The 24,995-nt window shown below is 70.6% G+C and carries 20 protein-coding genes and 1 pseudogene; all 21 read right to left on the reverse strand.

Annotated features, from left to right (window positions below; genetic code table 11):
- Window positions 1-2: 2 nt before the first annotated feature.
- Entirely contained in the window at window positions 3-1,775 is a 1,773-nt protein-coding gene (locus OHA25_RS37030) for a hypothetical protein (protein ID WP_327581567.1), read from the reverse strand.
- The gene (locus OHA25_RS37035; protein ID WP_327581568.1) at window positions 1,772-2,731 is read right to left on the reverse strand and encodes a DUF5605 domain-containing protein; all 960 of its coding nucleotides are present in this window, start codon (window positions 2,729-2,731) and stop codon (window positions 1,772-1,774) included. Before OHA25_RS37035 ends, OHA25_RS37030 begins: the two co-directional genes overlap by 4 nt.
- Before the next feature lies 1 nt (window position 2,732).
- A complete protein-coding gene (locus tag OHA25_RS37040) occupies window positions 2,733-4,091 on the reverse strand; it encodes a DUF5060 domain-containing protein (RefSeq protein ID WP_327581569.1) in 1,359 nt (452 codons plus the stop codon).
- Between the two features lie 11 nt (window positions 4,092-4,102).
- Window positions 4,103-5,521, reverse strand: coding sequence for an ABC transporter substrate-binding protein (locus tag OHA25_RS37045; protein WP_327581570.1), 1,419 nt, complete (start codon window positions 5,519-5,521; stop codon window positions 4,103-4,105).
- Window positions 5,522-6,682 (reverse strand): sialidase family protein, encoded by a 1,161-nt coding sequence (locus OHA25_RS37050; RefSeq protein ID WP_327581571.1) that lies wholly within the window; start codon window positions 6,680-6,682, stop codon window positions 5,522-5,524.
- The gene (locus tag OHA25_RS37055; RefSeq protein ID WP_327581572.1) at window positions 6,615-7,649 is read right to left on the reverse strand and encodes a sialidase family protein; all 1,035 of its coding nucleotides are present in this window, start codon (window positions 7,647-7,649) and stop codon (window positions 6,615-6,617) included. Before OHA25_RS37055 ends, OHA25_RS37050 begins: the two co-directional genes overlap by 68 nt.
- The gene (locus OHA25_RS37060; protein ID WP_327581573.1) at window positions 7,646-8,668 is read right to left on the reverse strand and encodes an ABC transporter ATP-binding protein; all 1,023 of its coding nucleotides are present in this window, start codon (window positions 8,666-8,668) and stop codon (window positions 7,646-7,648) included. Before OHA25_RS37060 ends, OHA25_RS37055 begins: the two co-directional genes overlap by 4 nt.
- Entirely contained in the window at window positions 8,665-9,660 is a 996-nt protein-coding gene (locus OHA25_RS37065; protein WP_327581574.1) for an ABC transporter ATP-binding protein, read from the reverse strand. Before OHA25_RS37065 ends, OHA25_RS37060 begins: the two co-directional genes overlap by 4 nt.
- Window positions 9,638-10,921, reverse strand: a complete 1,284-nt coding sequence (locus OHA25_RS37070; protein ID WP_327581575.1) for an ABC transporter permease — start codon at window positions 10,919-10,921, stop codon at window positions 9,638-9,640. The genes OHA25_RS37065 and OHA25_RS37070 overlap by 23 nt, the downstream gene beginning before the upstream one ends.
- A gap of 2 nt (window positions 10,922-10,923) precedes the next feature.
- Entirely contained in the window at window positions 10,924-11,922 is a 999-nt protein-coding gene (locus OHA25_RS37075; protein ID WP_327581576.1) for an ABC transporter permease, read from the reverse strand.
- The gene (locus tag OHA25_RS37080) at window positions 11,919-13,916 is read right to left on the reverse strand and encodes an ABC transporter substrate-binding protein (protein WP_327581577.1); all 1,998 of its coding nucleotides are present in this window, start codon (window positions 13,914-13,916) and stop codon (window positions 11,919-11,921) included. The genes OHA25_RS37075 and OHA25_RS37080 overlap by 4 nt, the downstream gene beginning before the upstream one ends.
- Before the next feature lie 10 nt (window positions 13,917-13,926).
- On the reverse strand, window positions 13,927-16,044 hold the full coding sequence (locus tag OHA25_RS37085) for an Ig-like domain-containing protein (protein ID WP_327581578.1): 2,118 nt from the start codon (window positions 16,042-16,044) through the stop codon (window positions 13,927-13,929).
- A gap of 271 nt (window positions 16,045-16,315) precedes the next feature.
- A complete protein-coding gene (locus tag OHA25_RS37090; RefSeq protein ID WP_327581579.1) occupies window positions 16,316-17,320 on the reverse strand; it encodes a sugar-binding transcriptional regulator in 1,005 nt (334 codons plus the stop codon).
- Window positions 17,310-18,641, reverse strand: a complete 1,332-nt coding sequence (locus OHA25_RS37095; protein ID WP_327581580.1) for an FGGY-family carbohydrate kinase — start codon at window positions 18,639-18,641, stop codon at window positions 17,310-17,312. Before OHA25_RS37095 ends, OHA25_RS37090 begins: the two co-directional genes overlap by 11 nt.
- Window positions 18,638-19,222 (reverse strand): annotated as a pseudogene (locus tag OHA25_RS37100) (transketolase); the annotation flags it as partial. The gene OHA25_RS37095 and the pseudogene OHA25_RS37100, both read right to left, overlap by 4 nt.
- 147 nt (window positions 19,223-19,369) lie before the next feature.
- On the reverse strand, window positions 19,370-19,912 hold the full coding sequence (locus OHA25_RS37105) for a TIM barrel protein (protein ID WP_327581581.1): 543 nt from the start codon (window positions 19,910-19,912) through the stop codon (window positions 19,370-19,372).
- A complete protein-coding gene (locus OHA25_RS37110) occupies window positions 19,909-20,169 on the reverse strand; it encodes a hypothetical protein (protein ID WP_327581582.1) in 261 nt (86 codons plus the stop codon). The genes OHA25_RS37105 and OHA25_RS37110 overlap by 4 nt, the downstream gene beginning before the upstream one ends.
- Window positions 20,166-21,008: a nucleoside hydrolase gene (locus OHA25_RS37115; protein ID WP_327581583.1), complete on the reverse strand. Its 843-nt coding sequence runs from the start codon at window positions 21,006-21,008 to the stop codon at window positions 20,166-20,168. The genes OHA25_RS37110 and OHA25_RS37115 overlap by 4 nt, the downstream gene beginning before the upstream one ends.
- Window positions 21,009-21,030: 22 nt before the next feature.
- Window positions 21,031-22,131 (reverse strand): hypothetical protein, encoded by a 1,101-nt coding sequence (locus OHA25_RS37120; RefSeq protein ID WP_327581584.1) that lies wholly within the window; start codon window positions 22,129-22,131, stop codon window positions 21,031-21,033.
- 68 nt (window positions 22,132-22,199) lie between these two features.
- Complete coding sequence (locus tag OHA25_RS37125; protein ID WP_327581585.1) at window positions 22,200-23,639, reverse strand: pectinesterase family protein; 1,440 nt, start codon at window positions 23,637-23,639, stop codon at window positions 22,200-22,202.
- Between the two features lie 88 nt (window positions 23,640-23,727).
- Window positions 23,728-24,948, reverse strand: a complete 1,221-nt coding sequence (locus OHA25_RS37130) for a glycosyl hydrolase (protein WP_327581586.1) — start codon at window positions 24,946-24,948, stop codon at window positions 23,728-23,730.
- Between the last annotated feature and the right edge of the window lie 47 nt (window positions 24,949-24,995).

A 24,995-nucleotide genomic window follows, 5' to 3' on the forward strand; every position in this document is an offset into this window, starting at 1 on the left:
CGTCAGTCCCACCTCAGGGCGTGATAGAGCGGCAGCGCGATCACCCAGGACGGGTTCCACGTGTTCGCCTCGCCCTTGCGCTGCCAGTTGGTCTGGAAGAACCCCTCGCCTTGCTCGCCGGGCGTGGCGAACCCCCAGTCGCCGGGCTCGCGGCAGATGCCCTGGCCCAGGGCGTGCATGATCCGGTCCGCCGCCGCCACGTAGCGGTCGTTCCCGGTCGCCAGGCCGAAGTGCCGCAGCTCGGCGGTGGGGAAGAAGACGTCGAGGTGATGGTTCTGCACGCTGACCGCCGGCCAGCCGCTGGCCTTGAAGCCGCGCCGGTGGAACGTGCTGTCCGCGTCGAACTCCGGCGACCACGTGTAGACGAAGGTGAGCAGCCAGTCGGCGGCCGCCTCGGCCCACCGGGCGTACCGGTCGTCGCCGGTGAGCTGGAACAGCTCGGTGACCGCCTCGAAGTAGGCCATGCCCGCCTCCTTGTCCTCGCCGGAGGCGTCGAGGGTGGCGTGGGCGAAGGGCCGCTCGAAGGTCTCGGCGTGCCGGCGGTGATAGGCCGCGACCAGCTCGGCGGCCCGCCGGAGCCACACCTTGTCGCCGGTCAGCCGGTGGGCGCCGAGCATGGCCCGCGCGCACGGGATCCCCGCGGCTCCCTCGGGCCCGGGCACCGGCGTGCCGGACGGGGTCCAGCCGAGCGGCAGGATGCCCCCGTGCCGCCAGAAGAACTCGGCGGCCTCCACGACGGCCTCCGTCCACTCACCGAACTCCTCGGCGAGCAGGGCCAGGTCCGCGATCGTCTCGCCGTAGGCGCGGCTGGAGACGAACGGTTGCCCCTTCCGGTCGAACATGGCCCAGCGCTCCTCATCCAGCAGGTAGCGGCCGTGCCGCAGCCCGGGCACGGGCGTACCGCTGCCGGAGACGTAGAACTCGGCCGCCGCGAAAGCCCGGTCGGGACGGCCGAGCCGGGCATCGCACCAGGCGAGCTTGAGGCACTGCCCGGTCCACCCGTACAGGAACGTGCGCGGGCGCGGCCGGGTGGGGGAGGCGTAGGCCAGGTAGCCACCGGCCGGGTCCCACCGCGCGTCCAGGGCGTTCGCCTTCAGCCGGATGATCTCGGCGATCGTGAGCGGCCTGGCCCCCTCCTCGGCGACGGCCTCCTTGACCAGCGCGCGGAAACCGAAGCCGCGCGGCTCCACCCTCCCGGTGTCCAGCCGGTAGCGCGAGGTGATCGAGGCGCCGGGCGCGAGGTCCGCGTAGCCGATCTCCATCGGCGTGGTCTCGGCCTTGCTGGTGTAGCAGACGTCGGGCCGCCCGTCGAACATGATCACGCCGCTCATCGCCGCGATCACCGGCCCGTCCAGGATCCCGAGCGAGCCGTAGGCGACGGTCCCGTCGGCCGCCCGGCGCGCGACCGGCTGGGCGTACAGCGTCACGTACTGCCCGTCCCAGGCGGCGTTGACCGCCGGGATGGGCAGCCGGTGCTCCTCGCATACGAACCCCGATCGCGGCACCTCCAGCGCCGGGTCGGAGGAAGGATTGCCGTTGTAGAGCACGCCGGGGATGGTCACGTACGCGTCGTCCGTCGGCAGCTCCAGCAGGAGCCCCGCCGCGACGTCGCGGACGGTCCGCGTGCCCTCGTTGCGCCAGGTGAGGGTGAGGCTCTTGTCCGAAATCTCCAGCAGGGCGGTCAGCGGCCCCACCCCGGCCGGTACGCCGGGCGAGACGTCGACAGGGGCGACCCGCCAGGGCCGCCCCGTCGACAGCGTCAGCCGAAGCCTCACGGCACCCGCCGCACCCGGATGGCCTGGTGCTCGGCCGCCGGCAGCGGCACGGTCACCGTGCCGCCGCCGTCGTGCACGCCCAGCGACCGGACCGTCATCTCCCAGGCGTCGATCACCTCGACCGCGTACCGGCCCTCAGGAAGCTCGTGCTCCCGCTGCGGGAAGCGGTGCTCCCCGCAGAACTCCAGGTAGTACTCCCCGTCCAGGGCCAGCATCGGCGCGTCCCGGTCGCGGTAGACGGCCTCCCGCGGCGTCTGGCCGACGATCCCGTCCAGCAGGCGCAGCCGCTCGACCGCCGCCCCGCGCAGCGTGCCGCCGTCGGCGGACCAGGTCAGCCCGTCGTCGTCGGCGTACCACTCGCCGTGCGTGACCGGCCGCCGCCGCAGCGCGCCGTCCCACGCCTGGTCCACGACCTCCTCGGCGGTGAGGCTCTGCCACGGCTCGTCGCCGTCGCCCTCGTAGCCGCTCTGGTCGATGTGCACCGGCTTCCAGTGGTCGCGGGTGGCCACCCACGCCTGACGCGGGCTCGCCCCCACGACGCTGCCGTGGGTGAAGATCCGCCGCCACAGCAGCGGCGAATCCTGTGCCGCCGAGATCGACAGCGGGTGGTGCCCGTGGTCCTCCTCGGCGACCAGCTCGGCCAGGCGCACCCACTCGTGCTCGCCGACCTCGGGGAAGAGCGCGGCGTCCGCGGCCAGCGACCACCAGACGTTCTCGTGCCCGGACAGGCGTCCGACCACGTCGCGCACGTGCTCCTCGGTGGCCGGCGGCGCGAGCACGAGCTCGGCCGTCACCTCGATCGCGGCCAGCTCCGCCACCCGCTCCTCCAGGGAGACGGCGGGGAAGGCCGCCATCCTCACCCGGTCGAACGGCGAGGCCGCCAGCGTGGCCAGCGTCCGCGCGCGGCGCTTGTCCTCGTGCAGGTGCCACCCGAGCGCGGTGGTGGCCATGCCCATGTCAGACCCTCCTCATCCGCAGCGCCAGGTACGGCCGGCCGGGCAGCCCGACGCGCACCCGGTCGCGGTGCGTGCCGGCGACCGCCTCGATCGTCATGTTCCAGGTGTCGACCAGGTCCACCTGGTAGTCGGCGCCGGGCGGCAGTTCCACGTTGACCACGGCGGGCTGGCGCCGGCCGAGATATCGGAACCCGCCGCCCTCCTCCATGAGCCGGCGCAGGAACGCGATGCGCGGCGGGCTCTGGCCGTGCAGGGACCCGCCGTTGCCGATCCAGGGCCGGCCGGGCGAGTCGATGTACACCTCGCCGTGCCCGGCGTAGCCGCCCCGGGTCATGGCCTCCCAGAAGCGCGCGACCAGCTCCTGCGCGCTCACGTTGCCCCACCGCCGGGTCGCGTCGCCCTCGTAGGAGATCTCGTCGATCACCACGGGTTTGCCGGTCTTGACCCACTCCGTGGTGAGCGTGGCGTCCCAGTGCTGGATGCTCTGGTGCGTCACCCACGGCTTGGCGAAGTCGTACACCGAGGCGACCTCGTACATGCGAGTCCCGTTGTGGATCGACAGGAGCCGCTCGTAGGGGTCATGGCGCTTGACGGTACGCAGCAGGTCGTCCCAGTCGTCCATCGTCTTGTCGCGGTTGAAGTCGTACTCGTTGGCCACCGACCACCACACGTTCCGGAAAGCCGCCAGGCGGGCCACGACGTACCGGACGTAGGCGTGGTCGAGCTCGCGCCCCATGTTCTCCAGCCCGCGCCGGCCGCGGTCGTAGGGGTGGAAGAGGATCACGTCCGCCTCCACGCCGATCGCGCACAGGTCGGCGATCCGCGCCTCCAGGTGCCGGAAGAACACCGGGTTGTACCGGGTCTTGTCCTCGCCGGCGAACGGCAGCTCCGGCGGGTCCATCTGGCCGGTCGGCAGCACGCACATCCGGATCTTGTTGAACGGCGACTCGGCCAGCGACCGCAGCGTCTCCCGCTCGCGGTCGCGGTCCATGTCGTGCGTCCAGTGGTAGCAGGTCGTGCCGAACGACAGGTGGGGCGTGCCGTCGGCGTACTCGAATCTGGTGCCCACGGCGCGGACCGGCCCGCGAGAGGTCGCCGGAGTGGCCTCGAAGGCCCCGGTGTAGCCGTCGAGCTCGGGCACGTTGCTCCGGGTGACGAACTCCCAGGAACCCTCCCGGTCCGGCATGAAGCGGATCCGGTAGACGCCGTCGCCGTCGTAGAAGCCCTCCGCCTCCACCGTCCGGTTGCGGTAGGTGTAGCGGGCCGACAGCTCCACCTCGGCGAACGGGTTGCCGTCCGAGGGCCCGGTCAGCTCGATCTCGTGGACGCACCAGCGCTCCACCGAGCGCTGGTGCTTCATCCGGGGCGGCGTCACCAGTCCTTACCCGCCGCGGCCTGCGCCTTGATGTAGGCGGGGATGCCCTCCTGCTCGGTCACGGTCAGCGACTGCTCCGGCGTCATGCCGTCGCGCAGGACGTGCTGGCGGAAGACCTGCCACAGCGGCAGGTCCCAGTATTCGGTGTTCTGGTAGTTGGAGACGGCGGCGTTCTGGCCCCAGTAGACGGCCGAGGTGTCGATCTTGGCCAGCTCGGGCACGGCCGTGCCGAAGGCGGCCTTCACCGCGTCGGTCTGCAGGACGCCCTTCATGCCCTGCTTGGAGAGCTCGACCTGGCCCTCCTCCGACACCAGCCACTTGATGATCGCCAGCGCCTGGTCCTTCTTGGCCGAGGCGGGCGGGATGAAGGCGGCCCGGGTGTTCGGCTGGTAGATGCTCGTCGAGCCCGCCTTCAGCACCGGCACCGCGGCCACCCCGATGTCGACGTTGGCGGTGTCCTGCTTGAACTGCTCCTCGTCGCCGTCCTCGATGAACAGCTCGCGCCCGGCGTACATATTCAGCCGCGACAGCGTGTCCACCGCCATCGCCAGGTGGCCCGGCTTGGCCATGTCGCCGCGCAGGAAGTCGTTGACCGTGGTGAACTCGTTGCGCGGGATCATCAGGAATCGGTACAGGCTCTCCACCTGTTGCTTCCAGCCGGCGGAGGTGATGTTCACCTTGACCTCCTCCGGCTTGGGCTGCTCGCTCGTCGTCGGCAGGAACGGGTAGAGGCCGAGCTGGTTGAACTCCAGATACTGGTCCGGGTGCTGCATGTAGCCCTTGTAGTGGTCCAGGCCGTCGTCCCGGGTGAGCTGCTTGGCCAGGCGGTAGGCCTCGTCGTAGGTCATGCCGGGCTTGGGGTACTTCACCCGGAACTTGTCGAAGATCTTCTTGTTGTAGAGCAGGATGTGCTCGTCGACGAAGAGCGGCACGCCGTAGACGCCGCCGTCCGAGCGTGACTTGACCAGCTCGACCGCGGCCTTGTTCAGCGTGTTGAGGTCGATGCCGGCCTGCTGCAGGGCCGGGGTGAGGTCGCCGACCCAGCCCAGCGGCTCCAGGTCACGGTCGATGCGGGTGCGCGGATCGTCGATGACGATGTCGGGGGTGACGCCGGCCGCCTTGAGGTTCTCGTAGCGGATCGGGTAGTCCCACGTGGCGTACTTGATCTTGACGCCCGGGAAGGCGGCGCGCAGCTTGTTGCCGATGACCTCGTCGAAGACCTTGGTGGCCTGCCGGTCGGCGTCGCTCGCGGTGGCCTCGAAGGGCTTGTAGTTGGCGGCGAAGATGAACAGCTCGTCATCGCACACGCTGAACGGCTTGTTGTACTTGTTGGGGACGTCCGTGCAGGCGGCGGCCGTCGTGGCGGCGGGCACGACCGTGGTGGCCGCCAGGGTGAGCGCGAGCAGGGCCTTCATCTACTTCACCTTCCAGGAGCACTCGTCGACGACGTTCTTCCTGATGCCGTTCTTGAACTCGGTCGTGGTGTAGCCGGGGTAGTTCGAGATCAGCCCGACGGCGTCCTTCAGGTAGGCCTCGTTGAAGACGACGTGGCGGATGGTGTTGCGGTTGTTGGAATAGACCAGGTGGATCGAGCCGTCGCCGCCCTGGACCAGCGCCGGGTAGGTGAACTGCGGCCCCGACTTCGCCTCGACGTCCACGGTGTTCTCCCAGGTGCGCCCGTTGTCGGGCGACAGCGACAGCCGCATGGGGGAGCGGTGCTGGACGTAGGGGTTGTAGGCCAGCACGAGCTTGCCGGTGTTCAGCTTGGTCATCGCGATGCGCGAGTTGGGGTTGCCGATGTCGTGCGGCACCGGCGCGCTCCACGTGCGCGCGTAGTCCTTGGACTCGCTCTGGTAGATGCGCCCGTCACCGGTCCGCATGTACGCCAGCAGATGCCCCGGCGTCGCGAGCTCCACCACGGTCGGCTGGATGGAGCCGCTGGGGGAGCGGATCCACTTCCCCGGCTCCGGGAAGGCCTGCCACGACGACAGGTCGGGCGTGAAGACGTAGAAGCCGGAGGTGGACTCCTCCTCGTCGTAGATCGGCAGCAGCAGCTCCCCGTTCGACATGCGGATCGGCTGCGTGCCCGTCATCCACCCCCACTCCTGGCGGATCCACGTCGGCTGACTCCACGTACGGCCCGCGTCGTCGGAGGTGATCAGCCGCAGCCCGGACTCGCCCCAGCCGTGCCCGAAGATCGTGGCGAAGAACAGGTAGAGCCGCTTGCCGTCCGACCACAGCACCGGGTTGCCGTCGGCCTTGCCCGGCTCGTCGAAGACCACCTCCGGAGCGCTCCAGGTGTGCTTGCCCCGGCCCAGCCGCGAGATGTAGAGCGCCTGGTCGGCCGAGCCCTCGTTGTAGCCGCCGTAGAACACTGTCAGGATGTCGCCGCCCGGCGCCTCGGCGACCGTGGCCGCGTGCACCCTGCGGTACTTCTCGGCGTCCGGTTTCATGACGTCCTGGCGGCAGGCGTAGGAAGCGGTCGGTTCCACCCGCACCTCGCCGTCGTCACCGCTCAGTGTCAGGTACGGCACCGCCGCCACCGTCAGCGCCAGCAGGCCATGCGATAACTTCATGTCTGATCGTCTTTCGTAGGTAGGAATAAGCGACGTGGATGCGGCCGCGGACCTCGGCGACGGACGGGTAGGAGTAGCCGTACTCGTTGTCCCAGTACTCGTCGTCGGTCTTCCGGACGACGACGCGTGACGGCCAGCTCTTCCCGCCGTCGGCGGAGACGGCGACGTTCAGCGGCGTCCGCAGCGCCTTCTTGCGCCGCTGCCCGTCCTTGGTCACCCAGCGGTACTGCTCGAGACTGGCGTGGTTGTAGACCAGCGCCAGCCGCCCGTCACGCAGGGCCAGGAGCTGCACCGAGGAGTCGTTGTTGGGGAGTTCGGTGGGTTCGGGGATCGACCAGGTCAGGCCGTCGGCCGAGACCGAGGCGTAAATGGAGTCGGCGCGGCGGCTGCGGAACAGCCCGAGCAGGGTGCCGTCGCCGCGGTCGGCGATCGTCATCTGGACCAGGCCCTCGCTGCCCGGCACCGGGTGCTCGGCCCAGGTCTCGCCATGGTCCGCGGAGACCATCACCGAGCTGGCCGCGCCGTACACGGGAAGGATCCACGCGTCGTCCCGGATCAGCGGGGGATGGCGGACGATCGTGCGGTCGAAGAGCACCCACGGGGCGCTCCAGGTCCGGCCGCCGTCGCGCGAGGTGCGGGCGACGACGTGGGCGGTGGGCAGGTCGTACGGCTCGCTGGAGGTGTGCAGCAGCCAGATCGTGCCATCGGCCTCGAAGAGCACCGGGTTCTGCTCGCTCCTGGCCGGGTCGGCGGCGATCACCTGGGGTTCGGACCAGGTGTCGCCCTCCAGGCCGGACAGCAGCACGTCCGTGCCCGGGTGGCCCTCCTCCGGGCCGCTGAACCAGGTGCACAGCAGGTCGCCGCCCGTCGTGTGGAGGAGGTTGGCGGCGTGGCTGTCGGGGCCGTGCGGGGCGGGCAGGAAGGCGCCGCCGTACCGCAGGACACCGTCGAAACGCGGATCCGTCACGACACCCCCGCCTGGACGGTGACGCCCCGCAGGCTCAGATCGCTCGCCAGATGGCAGGCCACCTGGCGACCCTGGATCTCCCGCAGCGGCGGCACGTCGGTCCGGCACACGTCCTGGGCGTAGGCGCAGCGCGGGTGGAACGGGCAGCCCGGCGGCGGGCTGGCCGGATCGGCCGGGTCGCCGCGCAGCACCACCCGGTCGCGCCGCTTGGCCGAAGGATCCGGGTCAGGGACCGCCGACAGCAGCGCCTCGGTGTAGGGGTGCAGCGGCCGCTCGTAGAGCGACTCCTTGGGGGCGAGCTCCACGACCCGGCCCACGTACATGACCGCCACCACGTCGGCCACGTGCTCGATAACGCTCAGGTCGTGGCTGATGAACAGGTAGCTCAGGCCCGACTCCTCCTGCAGGTCCATCAGCAGGTTGAGGATCTGCGCCCGCACCGACACGTCCAGCGCGCTGACCGCCTCGTCGGCGACCACCAGCCGGGGCGAGAGGGCCAGCGCCCGCGCGATGCCGACGCGCTGGCGCTCGCCCCCGCTGAACGCGTGCGGATAGCGGTCGGCGTACTCGGGCCGCAGCCCCACCCGCCGCAGCAGCTCGCGCACCCGGTCGCCGATCTCGTCCTTGGTGCCGTAGCCGTGCACGCGCATGGGCTCGCCGATGATCTCCCGCAGCGTCTTGCGCGGGTTGAGCGAGGAGTGCGGATCCTGGAAGATCATCCGGACCTCGGCGCGGTACGGCTTGAGCTCCTTCTCCTTCAGCGCCGCCAGGTCCACCTGCGTGCCGTCGGCCCGGTGGAACAGGATCCGGCCGCCGGTCGGCTCGTAGGCGCGCACCACGCAGCGGCCGAGCGTGGTCTTGCCGCTGCCCGACTCACCGACCATGCCCAGCGTGCTGCCGGCGCGGATGGTCAGGCTCACGCCGTCGACGGCCTTCACCAGGCCGACCTGCCGGCCGAGCAGGCCGCTGCGGATCGGGAAGTGCTTGGTCAGGCCGTCGATCTCCAGCAAACCGCTCATGAGGACTCCGAGTCGTACAGGAGGCAGGACACGCGCCCGCCGTTCACCGGGAAGCTGCCGGGCACCTCGACGTCGCACCGCCCGGCCTGGAAGCTGTCGCAGCGCGGGTGGAACGGGCAGCCGGCCGGCCGGTCGTAGGGCGGCGGCACCATGCCCCTGATCGCCTCCAGCCGGGTCCGTGAGGGCCGGCCGAGGCGCGGGATCGACTGCAGCAGCGCCTGGGTGTAGGGGTGTTTCGGCGCGCTGAGCACCTGCTCGGCCCGGCCGTACTCGACGACCCTGCCCAGGTACATCACCGCCATGGTGTCGGCCACCTGCGCGGCCACCCCCAGGTCGTGGGTGATGAGCATGACGGCCATGCCGAACTCGCCCTGCAGGTCCTTCAGCAGCTCCAGGATCTGCGCCTGCGTGGTGACGTCGAGCGCGGTCGTCGGCTCGTCGGCGATGAGCAGGCTCGGCCGGCAGACCAGCGCCATCGCGATCATCGCCCGCTGGCGCATGCCGCCGCTCAGCTCGAAGGGGTAGGCGTCCACGCGCCGGTCCGGGTCCGGGATGCCGACCCGGTCCAGGATCTCGATCGCGCGTTTGCGCGCCACCTTCTTGTCCACGCGCTCGTGCAGCCGGACCGCCTCGACGATCTGGCTGCCGATCGTGTGCACCAGGCTCAGCGAGGCCATCGGCTCCTGGAAGACCATCGCGATCTCCTGCCACCGGACCTGGCGCAGCAGCTTGCTCTCGGCGCCGACCAGCTCGACGCGGCCGCCGTCCCGGTGCAGGACGATCCGCCCGCTCTCGATGTGCCCGGCCCGGTCCACCAGGCGCAGGATCGAGCGGGCCATCACGCTCTTGCCGCAGCCCGACTCGCCCACCACCGCCAGCGTCTCGCCGCGGTGGACGCGCAGGTCCACGCCGTCCACCGCGCGCACGACGCCCTCGTCCATGTGGAACTGCGTGCGCAGGTCCTCGATCTCAAGCAGCACGTCCGCGGGCACGCCGCCTCACCCTCCCCGATCGACTGTGTGGAATGGTCGCGCTCCCTAGTCGCCCTCCGCGGTTACGCCTAAAGGGCTGCCATCTCCGGGCTCGGCTCGCCGCTCCATGTTGAATGGTCGCGCTCCCTGGTCGCCCTCCGCGGTTACGCCTAAAGGGCTGCCATCTCCGGGCTCGGCTCGCCGCTCCATACGGATCGGCGGCGTCTCTCAGCCCGTCGCCGAAGAAGTTCATCGCCACGACCACGACCACCACAGCCACGCCCGGGGCCAGCAGCCACGGGGCCGTCGCCACCACGCGCACGTTCTGCGCCGCCTCCAGCAGCACGCCCCAGCTCACCGCCGGCGACTGCAGGCCGAGGCCCAGGAAGCTGAGGCTGGTCTCGCCGAGGATCATCGCCGGGATCGCCAGCGACAGCGAGGCGATGATGTGGCTGGCGAACGACGGAACCATGTGCCGGAAGATGATCGACAACCGGCCGAGGCCGTCCAGCCGGGCGGCGGTCACGAAGTCCTCCTCGCGCAGGGCCAGGAAGCGGCCGCGCACGTCCCGGGCCAGCCCGGTCCACCCGATGAGCGACAGGATCACCGTGATGGCGAAATATCGTGTCAAGGGGCCCCAGTCTTGGGGGACCGCCGCCGACAGCGCCATCCACAGCGGCAGCGTCGGGATCGAGATGATGAACTCGATGCACCGCTGCACCACATTGTCGACGCCGCCGCCGAGATAGCCGGAGACCCCGCCGATCAGCATGCCGAGCACGAAGCTGACCGCCACCCCCACCAGCCCGATCGACAGCGACACCTGCGCGCCGTAGATCAGCCGGGACAGCAGGTCGCGCCCGTTGCCGTCCGCGCCGAGCGGGAAGAACGGATCGCCCTTGTTCACCGGGCCGAACAGGTGGATGTCGGCCGGGATGAACCCCAGGATCGTGTACGGCTCGCCCTCGACGAAGAAGCCGACTCGGATCGGCTTGCTCTCGTCGATCGTGAACGTCTGCTCGAAGGTCTCCGCGTCCCGCTCGCTGCGGTAGCCGTAGACGTGCAGGCCGTGCTCACCGGAGTAGCGCACCAGCTGCGGCGGCGCGTAGGTGAGGCTGGTGTGCGCGTCAGTGCTGGTGGTGGGCGCGAAGAACCCGGCGAAGACCGCCACCACGTAGACCGGGATGAGGATGGCCATGCCGGCCATGGCCAGCCGATGGCGGCGGAACTGCCGCCACATCAGCTTCCACTGCGGAAGCGTCGCCGTTTGGCTGCCGTGCATCGCTACTCTCTCTTGTATCGCTTGCGGATGCGCGGATCCCACCAGGCCAGCGCGAGGTCGCTGATCATCGTCCCGATGACCGTCAGCGTGCTGAGGATGATGATGAAGCTGCCCACCAGATACATGTCCTGGGCCATCACGCCGCTGAGCAGCAGCGGGCCGCCCGTGGGCAGGCTCATCACGACCGACACGATCGTCTCGCCGCCGATCAGGCCGGGCAGCAGCCACCCGACCGTGCTGAAGAACGGGCTGAGCGACATGCGCACCGGATACTTCAGCAGCAGCTTCCACTCAGGCAGCCCCTTGGCCCGGGCCGTCGCGACGTACGGGCGGTAGAGCTCGTCCAGCAGGTTCGCGCGGGTGACCCGGATCATCCCCGCCGTGCCCGAGACGCCGATCACCAGGATCGGCACCCACAGGTGGCCGATGAGATCGAGGACCTTCCCCAGGTTCCAGTCCGCGTCGGCGAACTCCGGGGAGAACAACCCGCCCACGCTCTGCCCGAAGAAGCGGAACCCGACGTACATCAGCACCAGCGCCAGCATGAACTCCGGGATCGCCATGCCGATGAACCCGAGGAACGAGGCGGAGTAGTCGCCCCAGGAGTACTGCTTGACCGCGCTGTAGATGCCGATCGGGAAGGCGATCGCCCACACCAGCAGCAGCGAGCTGATCGACAGGGTGGCCGACAGGGCCACCCGCTCGCCGATCAGGCCCGCCACCGGCTGGTTCCAGGCGAACGACTGCCCGAAGTCGCCGTGGAAGATGATCGCGGAGAACCACTTCCAGTACTGCACGAGGATCGGCTCGTCCAGGCCGTACCGCGCCTTCAGCGCGATGACCTCGGCGTTCGTCACCTCCTCGCCCCGCGCCGACGCCTGGGCGACCAGCGTGGAGACGTAGTCGCCCGGCGGCAGGTTGATGATGACGAACGTGACGATCGAGATGACCCAGAGCGTGACGACGACGTAGAGCAGGCGGCGCAGGAAATAGTGGATCATCGGATGAAGTACTGCTCGGGCTGCGTCGGCCCGGGAGAGACCGCGGCGCTGGCGATCTTGTCGGGCACGTTGTGGAAGTTCTCCCTGGCCACGCCGTACTCGTTGGGGAAGGTGCTGATGCCGATCGCGTAGAACTGCTCCTGCGAGATCCGCAGCACCTCCTTGGCCGCGTCGAGCGCCTCGGTGTAGTCGAAGGTCGTGCGCATCTTGGTGAACGCCTCGAGCTGCTTCTTCACCTCCGCGGGCGGCTCCTCGCCACCCGGCGCCTTGACGTACCACAGGGCCCACTTGATGGCGTAGCGCGCGCTGCCGGAGTTGCTCGGCACGTAGTAGTGGTCGCCGCCGGTGCCGGTGATCAGGTCGAAGTCGCTGCAGGTGTAGGTGGAACACTGCGGGTCGTTGCCCTCGCTGCGCTCCACGAACAGCTCGGGGGCCACCGGGTCGGCGCGCAGCCCGACGCCGACCGCCTTCCACGCCTTCGCCACGAACTCCAGCGCCTCCACGTGGTGCGGGAACTCGGTGCTGGCCATGACGGTGATCGTCAGCGGCTCGCCGTCGGGGCCGAGCCGCATCCCGTCGGAGTCCTTCTTCGTCAGCCCCGCCTTGTCGAGGTACTCGTTGGCCTTGGCCGCGTCGAATTCGGTGTACTGCTTGGCCAGCGTCTCATTGAAGACCGCGTTCGACCGGGACGGCGCCGCCTGCCAGGGCTGGCCCTGCCCGGCGTAGACGCCGTCGATGATCTCCTGCCGGTTGATCGCGTGGGACAGGCCGATGCGGAAGTCCTTGTTGCGGAACAGTTCGCGCAGGTCCTTGTCCGCGTGGGTCTGGTTGAACTGCAGGATCATCGTGTTGACCAGCCGGTTCTCCACGTCGATCAGCCGGTACTTGCCGGTGGTCCGGTTCTTGCCGACCAGCGGCTTGTTCTCCGGCGTGGAGAAGTTGCGGAACTGCAGATCCAGCTCGCCGTTCATCACCCGCAGCAGCTCGACCTGGACGTCCTGGAAGATCTCCGTCCGGAACGTGTCGATGTAGGGGAGCTGCCGGCCCTGCTCGTCGACCTTCCAGTAGTACGGGTTGCGCTGCGCGATCAGCGCGGGGCCCTTGCCGATGGCGTTGGTCACCTTCCAGGCGTTCAATGTCGGCTGGTCGGCGTTGTGCCAGGGGTCCTGCTTCTGGGCGAACAGCACCGTCCAGCTGTCGAGCTGCGCCTCCTTGGCCAGCTTGTCGGCGTCCGGGTTGTACTTCTTGTGGAACTGCTTGAGGTAGTGCTTGGGCAACAGGAAGCCGACCGGGCCGGGCCGCTCGAAGGTCGCGTTCGCCACCTGGAACAGCAGCCCGGCCTTCGGCTCCTTGTAGAGGTAGCGGACGGTCCGCTCGTCCAGCTTCTCCACCTTCACCAGCTCGTCGAGGCTGCCGTTCTCCAGGAACAGGTCGTAGATGCCGGTCGGGTGCAGGTCCTTGTCGACCTGGACGTCCTCGAAGGCGAACAGCAGGTCGTCGGCGGTGCACGGCTGGCCGTCGGACCACTTGAGCCCTTCACGCAGGCGGAAGACGTACTCCCTGCCGTCTTGTTTCACCTCGAACTCGGCCACGTTGGGAACGATGTCGTCGGGGCCCTTCTGGCCGTTCGTGCCCGGCTTGAGCCGGACGACCGGCTCGTAGCCGATGGTGTTGGTCAGCCAGCCGATGTCCTCCTCGCCGACCATGGCGTTGCGCCACGTCCCGCCGTAGACGCCCGCTTCCTTGTACGGCTTGACGACCAGCGGGTTCTTCGGCAGCCGCTCGGCCAGCGGGGGCAGCTTGCCCTGCTTGACGAGCTCGGCCAGCGACGGGGCCTCCTTGGCGTTGAGGTCCACCGCCTGCGCGGCGCCGCCGCCCGTGCTCGGCTTGGTGTCGAAGAACCCGCAGCCGGCCGCGGCCGAGGTCAGCAGGAACAGGCCGCCTCCATACAGGAGCTCGCGCCGTGACGGTCGTGGGGGGTGGTGTGCGTGCATGGATACTCCGTTACTGGGTGATCTTCACGGCGCTGAACCGGGCGGTCGTGTAGCTGTGGACCGCGTTCGCCTCCTGGCCGCCGTCGACGGCCAGGCCGATGAAGAACCGGCTGGGATTGATGTAGATGCGCTCGTAGCCGATGCGGGTCCATGCCAGGGACTCATCGGCCAGGAAGGCCTGGAACTCGGTGTCGCCGCCGGGCAGGAGCTTGGCGACCAGGCGCAGCCAGTGCCGCTTGCCCGCGTCGAGGGGGTCCTCGGCGATCGGCGGGTACGGCCCGGCGGCCATCGTGCTGCCCTTCTGCGCGACGCGCAGCGCCATCCCGCGCTTGCCGCCCTCGTAGAAGGTGAGGCCGCCCATCATGAAGGGGGAGTCGGGCTCGAGGCTCTCCCGGATCATGACGCCCGCGACCGCGCCGGCGTAGGCCCGGCTCAAGCTCTCGGCGCGGGCGATGATCTCCACCTGCCCCTTGGACTCGACCTGCTGGTGCAGGAAGAAGAAGGAGTCACGCCACCCGGCGACCTTCCCCGAGCCGCGCACCGTGATGACGTCGCCGTCGATGGCCGCCGTTCCCGGGATCGGCACCCGGCCGACGTCCCGCCCCTGCCAGGCCCCGGTCGCGGTGGTGGTCACCACGTGCAGCGGCACCATCGAGGACGCGGTCATCGTCCCGGTGGAGTCGGTGGCGCGCGCGGTGAGATGGTGCGTGCCCTCGCTGAGGTTCGCCCAGGTCATCCGGTACGGCGCAGCCGCCGCCTCACCGATCTTCTCGTCCTCGGCGAAGAACTCCACCTTGGCGATCGCGGCGCCGTCCAGAGCCTTGGCCCTGGCCTCCAGGGTGAGGCTCTTGCCCGCGGTGAGGACCTGGTCGGGGTGCTGGGTCAGCGCGACCTCGGGGTTGCGGGCGCCGGCGCGCCGGATGGAGTTCAGGTAGCGCTCGAGGTTGGTGTAGCCGTCGCGGCCGACCGTGTTGCGGTCGGCGGGATCGGCCGGGTTCAGGCCCTGCGCGCGCTCCCAGTCGTCCGGCATGCCGTCGTGGTCGCCGTCGGCGGGCGGTTCCTCCTGGGGGAGCAGCGCCCAGCCGCCGACCTCGCGCTGGGAGTTGATGACCCGCCCGGTGCCGGTCCGCACCTCGTTGATCAGCCGGGCGTCGATCGAGTCGCGCCGCGGCAGGATCGCGCCCGCGCCCTCCAGCACCGCGGCGTACGCCTGGGCGGGCGTCTGCGCGTCGATGCCGTGCTCGAACGGCACCGGCTGCGGCAGCAGCGTGATGCCGCCGGTGGGGAAGGTGATGCCCTTGACGTTGTCGCGGGTGACCTCGGGGTGGTCCTCGACGTGGTTGCCGGAGACGTGCCACTTGCCGAAGCGGCCCGGCGCCACGATCACGGGGGCGATCGCGGCCAAGGTGTTGGGCCCCGGCTTGTAGTAGTTGCCGACCATGTTGACGCCGTTGGCCCACTCGCCGCCGTAGCAGGAGGTGAACCCGTGGTTGTAGATCACGTTGTTGCGGTGGTCGACGATCATGTCCAGGCCCTCGGTGAAGCTGAAGCGAGGGTTCCGCGAGGAGTTGTGGACCAGCAGGTTGTGGTGGTAGGTGATGTGGTCGCCGCCCCACAGTCCGCCCATGCCGTGCCGGTCCTTGGGGTGCACCGACATGTCCAGGCCCTCGGAGATGACGCACCACTGCACGGTCACGTTGGTGCAGCCGTAGACGGATAAGCACTCGTCCACGCCCCAGCTGATCGAGCAGTGGTCGATGACGATGTCCCGCACGCCCCGCCCGGTCAGCGTGTCGATCGGGGTGCCGAGCACGTCGCCGCCGCGGAAGCGCAGGTAGCGGATGATGATGTTGTTTCCGGCGATCTTCGTCTCGTTGCCGACGACGCTGATGCCGTGACCGGGCGCGGTCTGGCCGGCGATCGTGATGTTCGACCCGGTGATGTCCAGGCCGCCCTTGATGTGGATGTTGCCGGAGACGCGGAAGACGATCGTCCGGTCCGAGCCGGCCACCGCCTCGCGCAACGAGCCGGGGCCGGAGTCGTCGAGCGTGGTCACCTCGACGACCTCGCCGCCCCGGCCGCCGGTGGCGTACATCCCCGCGCCCTCGGCAGCGGGGAAGGCGGGCACGGCGGCTCCTGTCGAGGCACTGGCTGATTTCGTTGTCCAGGCGACGGCGGGCGCCGCCAACGCTGCGGAACGCACAAAATCGCGACGGTTGATTTCCAAGTCCATGTGAGCGCTCACCTTCCGCCCCGAATATGCGAGCGGCGTCTCGTGAGAATGTTTATTCACGCTTGAATGGCTGCGATTCATCACATCGTGAACGACACAGATGTGACTGTCAAGACACGAAAAGAAACCGCCGTGGATTTCCACGGCGGTTTCGGGGGTGGGCGCGTCAGTCCTTGAGCAGCTGCTCCGCGACGCCCACGTCGGTGATGAGCGTGTTCACCCAGCCTCCGCGCAGCGCCGCGCGGATGGCGGCGGTCTTGCGCCGTCCGCCGGCGATCGCGATGCGCCGTGGCACCCGCAGCAGGTCGGCGGTGGGGATGCCGAGGACGCACTCCTCCAGCGGGGAGCTCACCGGGCGCCCGTCGGCGTCGAAGAAGCGCAGGCAGACGTCACCCACCGCGCCCAGGCTGCGCATGGCCTCCATCTCCTCCTCGGATATGGCGTTGCCGCTGTCGCGCAGCAGCGGCGAGGGGTCGAGGCTGCCGATGCCGACCAGCACGGTCGTCAGCCGCCCCCACCCCTCCACGACCTGGCGCACCACAGGGTCGTCCAGCAGCGCCTCGCGCGCCGCCGGCGAGCTGACCAGGCCAGGCGCGGGCAGGAAGACCGGCTCGGCGCCGGTGAGGTCGGCCAGATGCGCCGCCAGCCGGGTGGCCTGGACCTGCGCCGAGCCCTTCCCCACGCCGCCGAGGAGCTGGATGACCTCCTCGGCCACGTGGACCGGCCGCCGCTGCATCGCCTCGACCGTGGCCAGCAGGCTCGTGCTCCACGAGGAGATGCCCAGGTGCTCGCCGCCGATCAAGGTGGTGTCGAGATAGGTGGCGCCGGCCACGCCCAGCGCCGCCACCACCTCGCGGTCGTCGCCGAGCGCGTCGACGACGACGATCTGCTGCAGGCCGTACTTGCGCTCGAGATCCTCCTCCAGCAGCGCGTGCACGCCGCTGGGCACCACGACCACGGTGCGGACGATGCCCAACTCCGCGGCCTCCTTGAGCAGCCGCGACACCCGGGGCTGCGAGATGTGCAGCTGGGCGGCGATCTGCGGCTGCCGGACGCCGTGCTCGTGGTAGAGGCGGGCCACGCGCACCAGCAGGCGCATCCGCTCCGCCTCCTGGCCGAGCCGGCGGCCGCTGAGGCGCACGCCCCGCTCGGACTGACTGTCAGCTGCCACGATCGCCGGCCTCCGCTCCGGTGGTGCGGTGGCGCGCCCTGGCCACCGCGGAATGCCATTGTGCGAGCAGGTCGCCGCGCTCGCGCGGCGACAGGCCCGGCGTGTAGCGCCGGCTGTGCCGCGGCAGGCGCGCCAGCTCCTCGCGTGACCAGACCCCCGCCGCCGCTCCGGCCAGGTGCGCGGCCCCCAGTGCGGACAGCTCCGGCCGCCGGGCGGCGCGGACCGGCTGCCCCGTCACGTCGGCGTGCCACTGCATGAGGTCGGCGTTGCCGCTCGGCCCCCCATCGGCCAGCAGTTCACCGACGGGACCCGCCGCCCGCTCTATGGCCGCCACGACGTCGCCCACCTGGAGCCCGATCGAGTCGACCGCTGCCCGGGCCATGTCCTCCCGCCTGGTGTCGAGGCCGAAGCCCGTCATGATCGCCACTGCCTGCTCGTCCCACCACGGCGCGCCTAAGCCGCCGAAGGCCGGGACGATGTGCAGCTTACTCCTGCGGCCCCCGGCCGCGAGCCGCGCCACCTCGGCCGGCTCCACGTCCAGCACGCCCGCCAGCCAGGTGAGGGTGGCGCCGGTGGACAGGATGTTGCCCTCCAGCGCGTACGCCGGGACATCCTCCTGCCAGGCCACCGACAGACATAGGCCGTCCGCGAGGCCCGTGAAGGGGTCCTTATCGACCAGGCCCATGACCGACGAGCCCGTGCCGTAGGTGACCTTGACCTTGCCCGGCTCCCAGGCCGCGTGGGCGAACAGGGCCGCGTGCGAGTCGCCCAGCACCGCCGTGACCGGGGCCCCGGCCAGGCCGGGATGGAGCCCGCCCGCGTCGGCGAGCGTCCCGCACGACGGGACGACCTCCGGCAGCGTCTCCTCCGCCACGCCGAAGAGCTTCAGCAACGCGGGGCTCCAGCGGCGTTCACGCACGTCCAGCAGCTGCGTCCGGGACGCGCAACCCACCTCGATCACGTGGCCGCCACCCAGGCGGAACAGCAGCCACGAGTCGACCGTCCCCAGGCACAACCGCCCCTGGCCGTGGGATCCGCCATGGTGCCCGAGCAGCCAGGCCGCTCGCGAGGCCGAGAACATCGGGTCCAGCGGCAGCCCGCTGATCTCCCGCACCAGCCCGGCGCCGACGCCGACCAGGTCCTGCTCGGCGATGCCGACGTTGACCAACCGGTCGGGGAACTCCGCCGCGAACGGCCCGAGCTTGCTCGACCCCACCGAGTCGTTGCAGACCGCGACGATCCGGCTGTCGAGGCGGGCCAGCCGTACCAGCTCCTCGGAGAAGGCGTCGCGGCAGTCGTGCAGCACCCCCGCCGTGGTCACCGCAGTTCCTCCAGGGCGGCCCTGGCCTGCGCGGCGTCGGGCACCCGGTGGTGCCACTCCACCCTGTTCTCCATGAACGACACTCCTCGCCCCTTCACGGTCCTGGCGATGACGCACCTCGGGCGGGTGCGCGGCGCGGTGACGGCCTCCAGCAGGGCCAGGTGGTCGTGGCCGTCGACCTCGGTGGTCTCCCAGCCGAAGGCCCGGAACTTGGCTGCCAGCGGCTCCAGGTCGTTGGTCTCCCGGGTGGAGGCGCCCTGTTGCAGTCCGTTGCGGTCGACGATCGCGGTCAGCCCGGTCAGCCGGTGGTGTGCCGCCGCCATGGCGGCCTCCCAGTTGCTGCCCTCTTGCAGCTCGCCGTCGCCCAGCACCACGACGGTGCGCGCGGGCGAGCCGCGCAGCCGCAGCCCGACCGCGGCGCCTACGCCGACGGGCAGGCCGTGCCCGAGCGGCCCGGTGCTGGTCTCCACTCCGGGTACGGCACGGCGGCTCGGATGCCCGTTGAGCGGCGACATCGGGGCGGCGAAGGTCGCCAGCCGGTCGGCGGGGAAGAACCCGCAGGCGGCGAGCGTGGCGTAGAGGGCGACCGAGGATGCCGCCGGCCAGCTCGGCCAGCACCGCCGCCCGGCCGCGGGCGTCGGCGGCGGCCAGCCGGGCCCGCAGCAGCCGCCACGCCTCGACGGCGCCGGGGTCGGACGTGAGAAGGTCTCCGGCCGCGTGCGTGAGCGTCACCGCGCTCCGATCGCCGACCACAGCACCTCTTGCGCGGCGAGCGCGTCCTGCCGGTCCTGGGCGGCGCGCAGCTCGTCCAGGTCGATCCGATCGCAGACCTCTTCCAGGCGGCGGATCGCGGTGATGCTGGCCGACAGCGCCCGCACCGGATCCTCGCGGAAGGCGAACTGGTCGAGCAGCACGGGCTCGGTCCACCCGATGCGCCGGACGGCCAGCAGGAACTCGATGGTCTCGAACAAGTGCACCGAGGCGACCGGCAGGTCGTCGTCCCAGCCCCGCCAGCTGTCGTTGAGCTCGACCGACACCAGCTTGCCGCGCCGGTGCACGAGTTGCAGCGCCTCTGCCGGCGTCTCCCCGGCCAGCAGTGAGTGGCCGAAGTCCAGCACGATGCCGACGTTGTCCACTCCCGCCTCGTCGATGGCCAGCAGGGTGCGCGCCGCGTCGGCGAGCGTGATCCGTACCCGCGGCTCCTTGGCCTTGTACTCGATCGCGAACTGCACGTCGGGGTGGGCGGAGGCGGGGTCGCGGATCGCGGTCACCGTGAGGTCCCACAGCTGGGCGTAGTCGGCCTGGCCGGGCAGGTCGAAACCGTCCTGGCCGGGGCGCGGAGCCCGCGATCGGCCAGGTCCGCCCGGGTGAGTGTGGTCGGCACGTTGACGTCGAGGCACTCCAGGCCGTCGACGGCCGCCGCCAGGTCGAGCATCTCCGGCTCGGTCCTGGCCGGGCCGTAGCCGTCGGTGGCGTATCTGTCGATGATCTGCCCGAACGCCCAGATCCCGGCACCGAACGTTGTCATGGTTGTCCGTCCCCTCCTGTGAAGGCCCGCAGCTTGGCGAAGAAGTCCTCGTGGATGAAGCGCGCGTCGATCGACTCGTAGACGCGGATCGGCCGGTTGTCCCCGGAGAAGTCCGGTGTCCCGTCGTAGCGGAAGGTGGGCGCGGGCCGTTCCGCCCACTGGCCGCAGTCCGGGTGGAGCAGCAGCCCGACCGCGGGGGAGTCGCCGAGCACGCGGAACTCGATCGACCCGCCGTGCGCGCGCTCGTTCCACTCCACGAGCTGCCGGACCAGGTAGGCGCCGATCTCGCCGCACGGGGCGACCTTGGCGTCCAGCTCGGCGTAGCCGACGGCCATCATCCGGTACGTCGCGCTCGGCACCTGCCACACCTTCAGCCGCGAGGAGAACACCAGGTTGGCGGCGACGATGTCGTTGGACAGGTTGAACTCCGGCCCCGCGCCGCCGCCGATCCAGACGACCGTCACGTCGCGCTCGGCGATGCGCGGCTCCAGCAGCAGGGCGGAGGCCATGTCGGTCAGCGGTCCGAAGAAGGCGACGTAGAGCGGCTCCGGCACGTCGCGCATCGCCTCGTCGATGATCAGCCGGGCGCCTTCCGACTCGACCGGCCTGCGGACGTCGGGCAGCGCGTACGGCGCGCCGTTCACGACGTTCGCCTCCAGCTTCATCAGCCGCAGCAGGAGATCGATCTCCTCGCGGCTCTCCTCCATGCTGCGGCGGGTGCGCCGGTTACCGAAATGCGCGGCGATGAATCCGCGAATGTCCAGGCTCGGGGAAAGCAGCGCGTGCACGATCGCGAATTGGTCGTCGGCCTCGTTTTTGGCGTCGGTGTCGATTATCACCCGACGCCGGTTGAAAAATTCTCTATTCGGCATTGTCGAGATCCCAGAGAATGACGGAGAGCGCGTATGGGGAAATGGTGTGACCGCCGTGCGTCGCGTCTTCGAGAATGTCCCAGCGCCCGCCCAGCAGCGCGGCGCGATCGCGGACGGGAAGGTGGTAGACGCGGTGACCGACCCCGTTGAAGCAGCACTCGTCGAAGCGGTTGAGGATCTGCAGCTGCCCGCGATCCCGGCCGACGGCGGCCATCACGTACATGTCCAGGTAGTCCACTCCGGCGTAGAAGCCGGGCAGCGCGTCCCGGGTCTGCTCGAAGTCGCCGATCGTCGGCCGCGGCTTGGGCGAGGCGGGGCGCAGGAAGAACGGCAGCGACCCGGCCGCGTGGTAGCTCCGGGTGATCCGCGGGTCGAGCGCGGAGTAGACCGTGGTCGTCCAGCCGCCGCCGGACAGCCCGATCATCTCCACCGACAGGGGCCGGTAGGCGTCCAAGGCGTAGTTGAGCGTGACGGTCAGCGGCTCCAGGAAGAACGTCAGCGTCGAGAACCCCGCCGACTCCCACGGGGGGAGCTCCCGGTGGGAGGGGCCGGGCAGCAGCTTGCCGGGATCGTTGGGGTCGGCGATCTGCTGGGCGTTCCAGTGATGGAACGGCATCGCGTACGCCATCACCCGGTAGCCGCGATCGAGCAGCGCCTGGACCGTGCGGAGCATGGTGTCCGGCGGCTCGCCGTGGCCGTTGTGGTAGAGCGCCAGCCGATGGTTCCAGGCGCGGCGCGGCACGATGTCGTACACCTTGTTGGCCACCCGGTAGCCGAGCGGCACGGTCAGCTGGTCGATCCGCTTCACCCCGGTCAGGGAGGCGAACTGCTCGGGGCCCGTCACGTCCTGCTCGACCGCGGGCATGCTCCGGGGCAGGCCCGCGCCCTTCCAGATGTAGTCGGCCATGGCGGCGCGCTTGGCCTCGATGTCGCCCAGCGTGTTGACGCCGATGAGCGGCTCCATGTCCACGCCGACCACCGCGGCGGGCAGCGTCTTGTACTCGGCGCCGAACTGGGCGGCCACCTCCTGGTTGACGGGTGCGACCGGCCGCGGCCCGCCCTTGGCCGCGAGCGCCGGGGTCGCGGTCACCGCCGGCGCTGTTACACCCATGACCGTTGCCGCGCCGAGCAAGCTCCGCCTCGATAACCTGTCCATTCCTACCCCTTCTTCTCGGGATCCCAGCCGCCCAGGACGAACTCCGGGTCGCTCCACCGCTCCGCCTCGGCCGCCGTGAGCTGCCGCGAGCAGGCCAGCCGCTGCGACACGTCGATCGGCCGCCCGGCCGGGTCGGCGCTGCCGTACTCCCAGAAGGCCAGGTCCGGGGCCTTGGCGCAGTCGTCGGGATCGATCAGCCAGCCCTTGAGGGAGATGTGCGCGTCCATCACGGTGTCGATGAACACCGTCTGGCTGTGCGTGAAGCGCCACACCGCGCTGCGGCTGAGCACGACCGAGCCGTCGGGGACGCCGGGCGCCCGCGTCAGCCGGGTACGGACGAACACCGTGCCGGGCCGCGTGGCGTCGTTGCGGCTCTGCGAGATGTAGCCGGGGCCGGTCGACTCCAGCACCGAGTCCTGGATGAAGACGGTGCCGGTGCCCCAGACGAAGTCCACCTGGCCGCTGATGCGGCTGCGCGAGACGAAGCCCTTGCCTTGCAGGCGCAGTGTGTCCTGCTGGCTGCGCAGGTCCACGCGGTCCAGCGCGATGCGCTCGTTGTTGCCGCGGAACGCCTCGGCCTGCGAGCCGCCGCTGGGCGTGGTGTTGTGCAGGGTGAGGTCGCTGAGCCGGAAGTCGGCCGCGTCCACCCCGAACATCGCCCGCCAGCAGTTGTGCACGTCGGAGGTCTCCAGCACGCGGCGCGGGCACACGTCGGCGGGCCCGCCGCTCTCGCGCAGCGCCGCGTCGCCGTTGCGCAGGTCGTTGTTGGCGTAGCGGATCACGGTACGGCCCGCGCCCGCGCCGCGGACGGTGATGTGCGGCCGGTCCTCGCGGACGTAGACGATCTCGGTGTAGACCCCGGGTCGCACGTCGATCGTCACGGGCCTGGTGTTGCCGAGGGGCACCGCGTCGACGGCGCCCTGCACGGTGCAGAAGTCGCCGGTCCCCGCCGCCGCGACGGTCAGGTGGCGAGGCTGCCGCGGCGCCTGCTTCCTGGTGGAGAAGCGCCAGGAACCCGAGTATCCCGGGAAGACGCCGGGGTCGACGGTGACGGTGTAGTCCTGGCCGTAGTCGAGCTGCCGGTGCAGGTGGACGCGGGCCGTGCGGCCCTCGACCATGATCGACTCGTAGGAGAAGTCGTGCGGCAGCCCGGTGTCGGAGACCGCCTGGCCGATGTTCTTCCTGTCGGCCTTGGCCGTGGCCGCCTCCACGCGGTCGGCCAACGACCCGTCCGCGCGGCGCACCTCGATCACGCCCGCCGTCCCGGGCGCGGGCCGCGCCGGGAAGGTGAACTCCAGGGGCGCGTCCACGCACGCGCCGTCCGCGCCGCCGGGCGCCGCGAAGCGGACGCCCTCCGCCTCCGCCTCCGCCTGCGCCGGCCCCGGCCCCGGCCCCGGCCACAGGGCTAACACCACCGTGGCGAGGGCTGCCGTGATCCGCACCCTGAACCTCCCGGCTGAATGTCTAACGTATAATGAATATGTATTCGGCACCCTATGTATGCGGAAGTGATCGGTCAAGAGCGCGGGCTCAGCCGAGCGCGGCCTCGCCGTAGGGCACCAGTCGCACCGGGCCGAGCAGCCCGTACGGCTGGCGGGCCAGACCGCTGTAGACCGCGGGGTCGGCCACCCGGAGCCGGTTGCCGAGCGGGGTGGCGACCTCGACCTCGACGGTGTTGCGCCCGGACCGCAGGTACGGCCCCGCGTCCACCACCCGGACGATCTGGTCGACGGGGTCGAGCCGCCGGCCGTTGATCCGCACCCGGCAGGTGTCGGTCACCTCGCCCAGCTCCAGGTAAGCCCCGTCCGCCCGCACGTCCTCCACCCGCAACCGCCACGACGACAGCTCGACGGGCTCGGGGACCGGCCCGATGACGGAGGTGACCACGCGCCCGCCGGCCAGAGTGGTGGCGTAGGCGCCGGCTCGCGACACGCGGGCCACCAGGCGGCCGCCGGCGTACCGGACGAGGTCGGCCTCCGTGGCGACGGCGTGCGGGAGCCTGCCCCCCGTGCCGGGGCGTCCGACGGCCACGATCGTGGCCTGCCCAGGCTGCAACGCCACCCGCAGCCGGATCCCGTCGGCCTCCTCCGCATACAGCGCGATCGGCTCGACCCTGCCGCTCCACGAGTCCATCCGGTACGGCACGCCGCCGCCGCGGGGCAGCGTGACGTCGTGGTCGATGGGCGCCACCGGCGGTTTGACGTTCTCGCCGTGCTTGCCGTTGCAGAAGTAGTAGTAGTCGGCCTCCCCGGTCGTCCGGCGCGCGTGGAGCAGCGTGGAGGAGGTGGCGTAGCGCACGTCCGGCCGGACGCCGAGCTCGGCCAGCGCCTGGGGCACGTCGGCCTGTGCGGCGACCACCCGCACCGACGGCCGCGCCAGCAGGTCTGCCAGGAGCGCGCGCAGCTCGGCCGGATCCCCGAGGCCCGGCAGCGAGGCCTGGTGCCAGGCACCGAGCAGCACGATCGGCAACCCCTCGGCGGCGTATTCCAGCAGCCGCCGCGCCACCGCGACGGTCATCGTGCACTCGTTGGCGGCGAAGCGGTCGCCCTCCACGAACAGCGCCTTGTATCGCGGCCGCCCGAGCCTGCCGTGGGTGACCCGCGCCAAGTCGAGCAGAGGTTCGCTGACGAACTGGTGGGTCCAGCCGGTGGGGATGCCGCTCGCGGTGAACCAGGCGGCGCCGATGCCGGTCTTGGTGTAGCCGGTCTGCCGGAAGACCGCCACGTCGGCGCGGGGTTCGCCCTGCCGCATGGCGAGCTGAACCCGGGCGACATATCCCGAAATGTCGGGCGTGTGGC

The sequence above is a fragment of the Nonomuraea sp. NBC_00507 genome (genome assembly GCF_036013525.1).
Lineage (GTDB): Bacteria > Actinomycetota > Actinomycetes > Streptosporangiales > Streptosporangiaceae > Nonomuraea.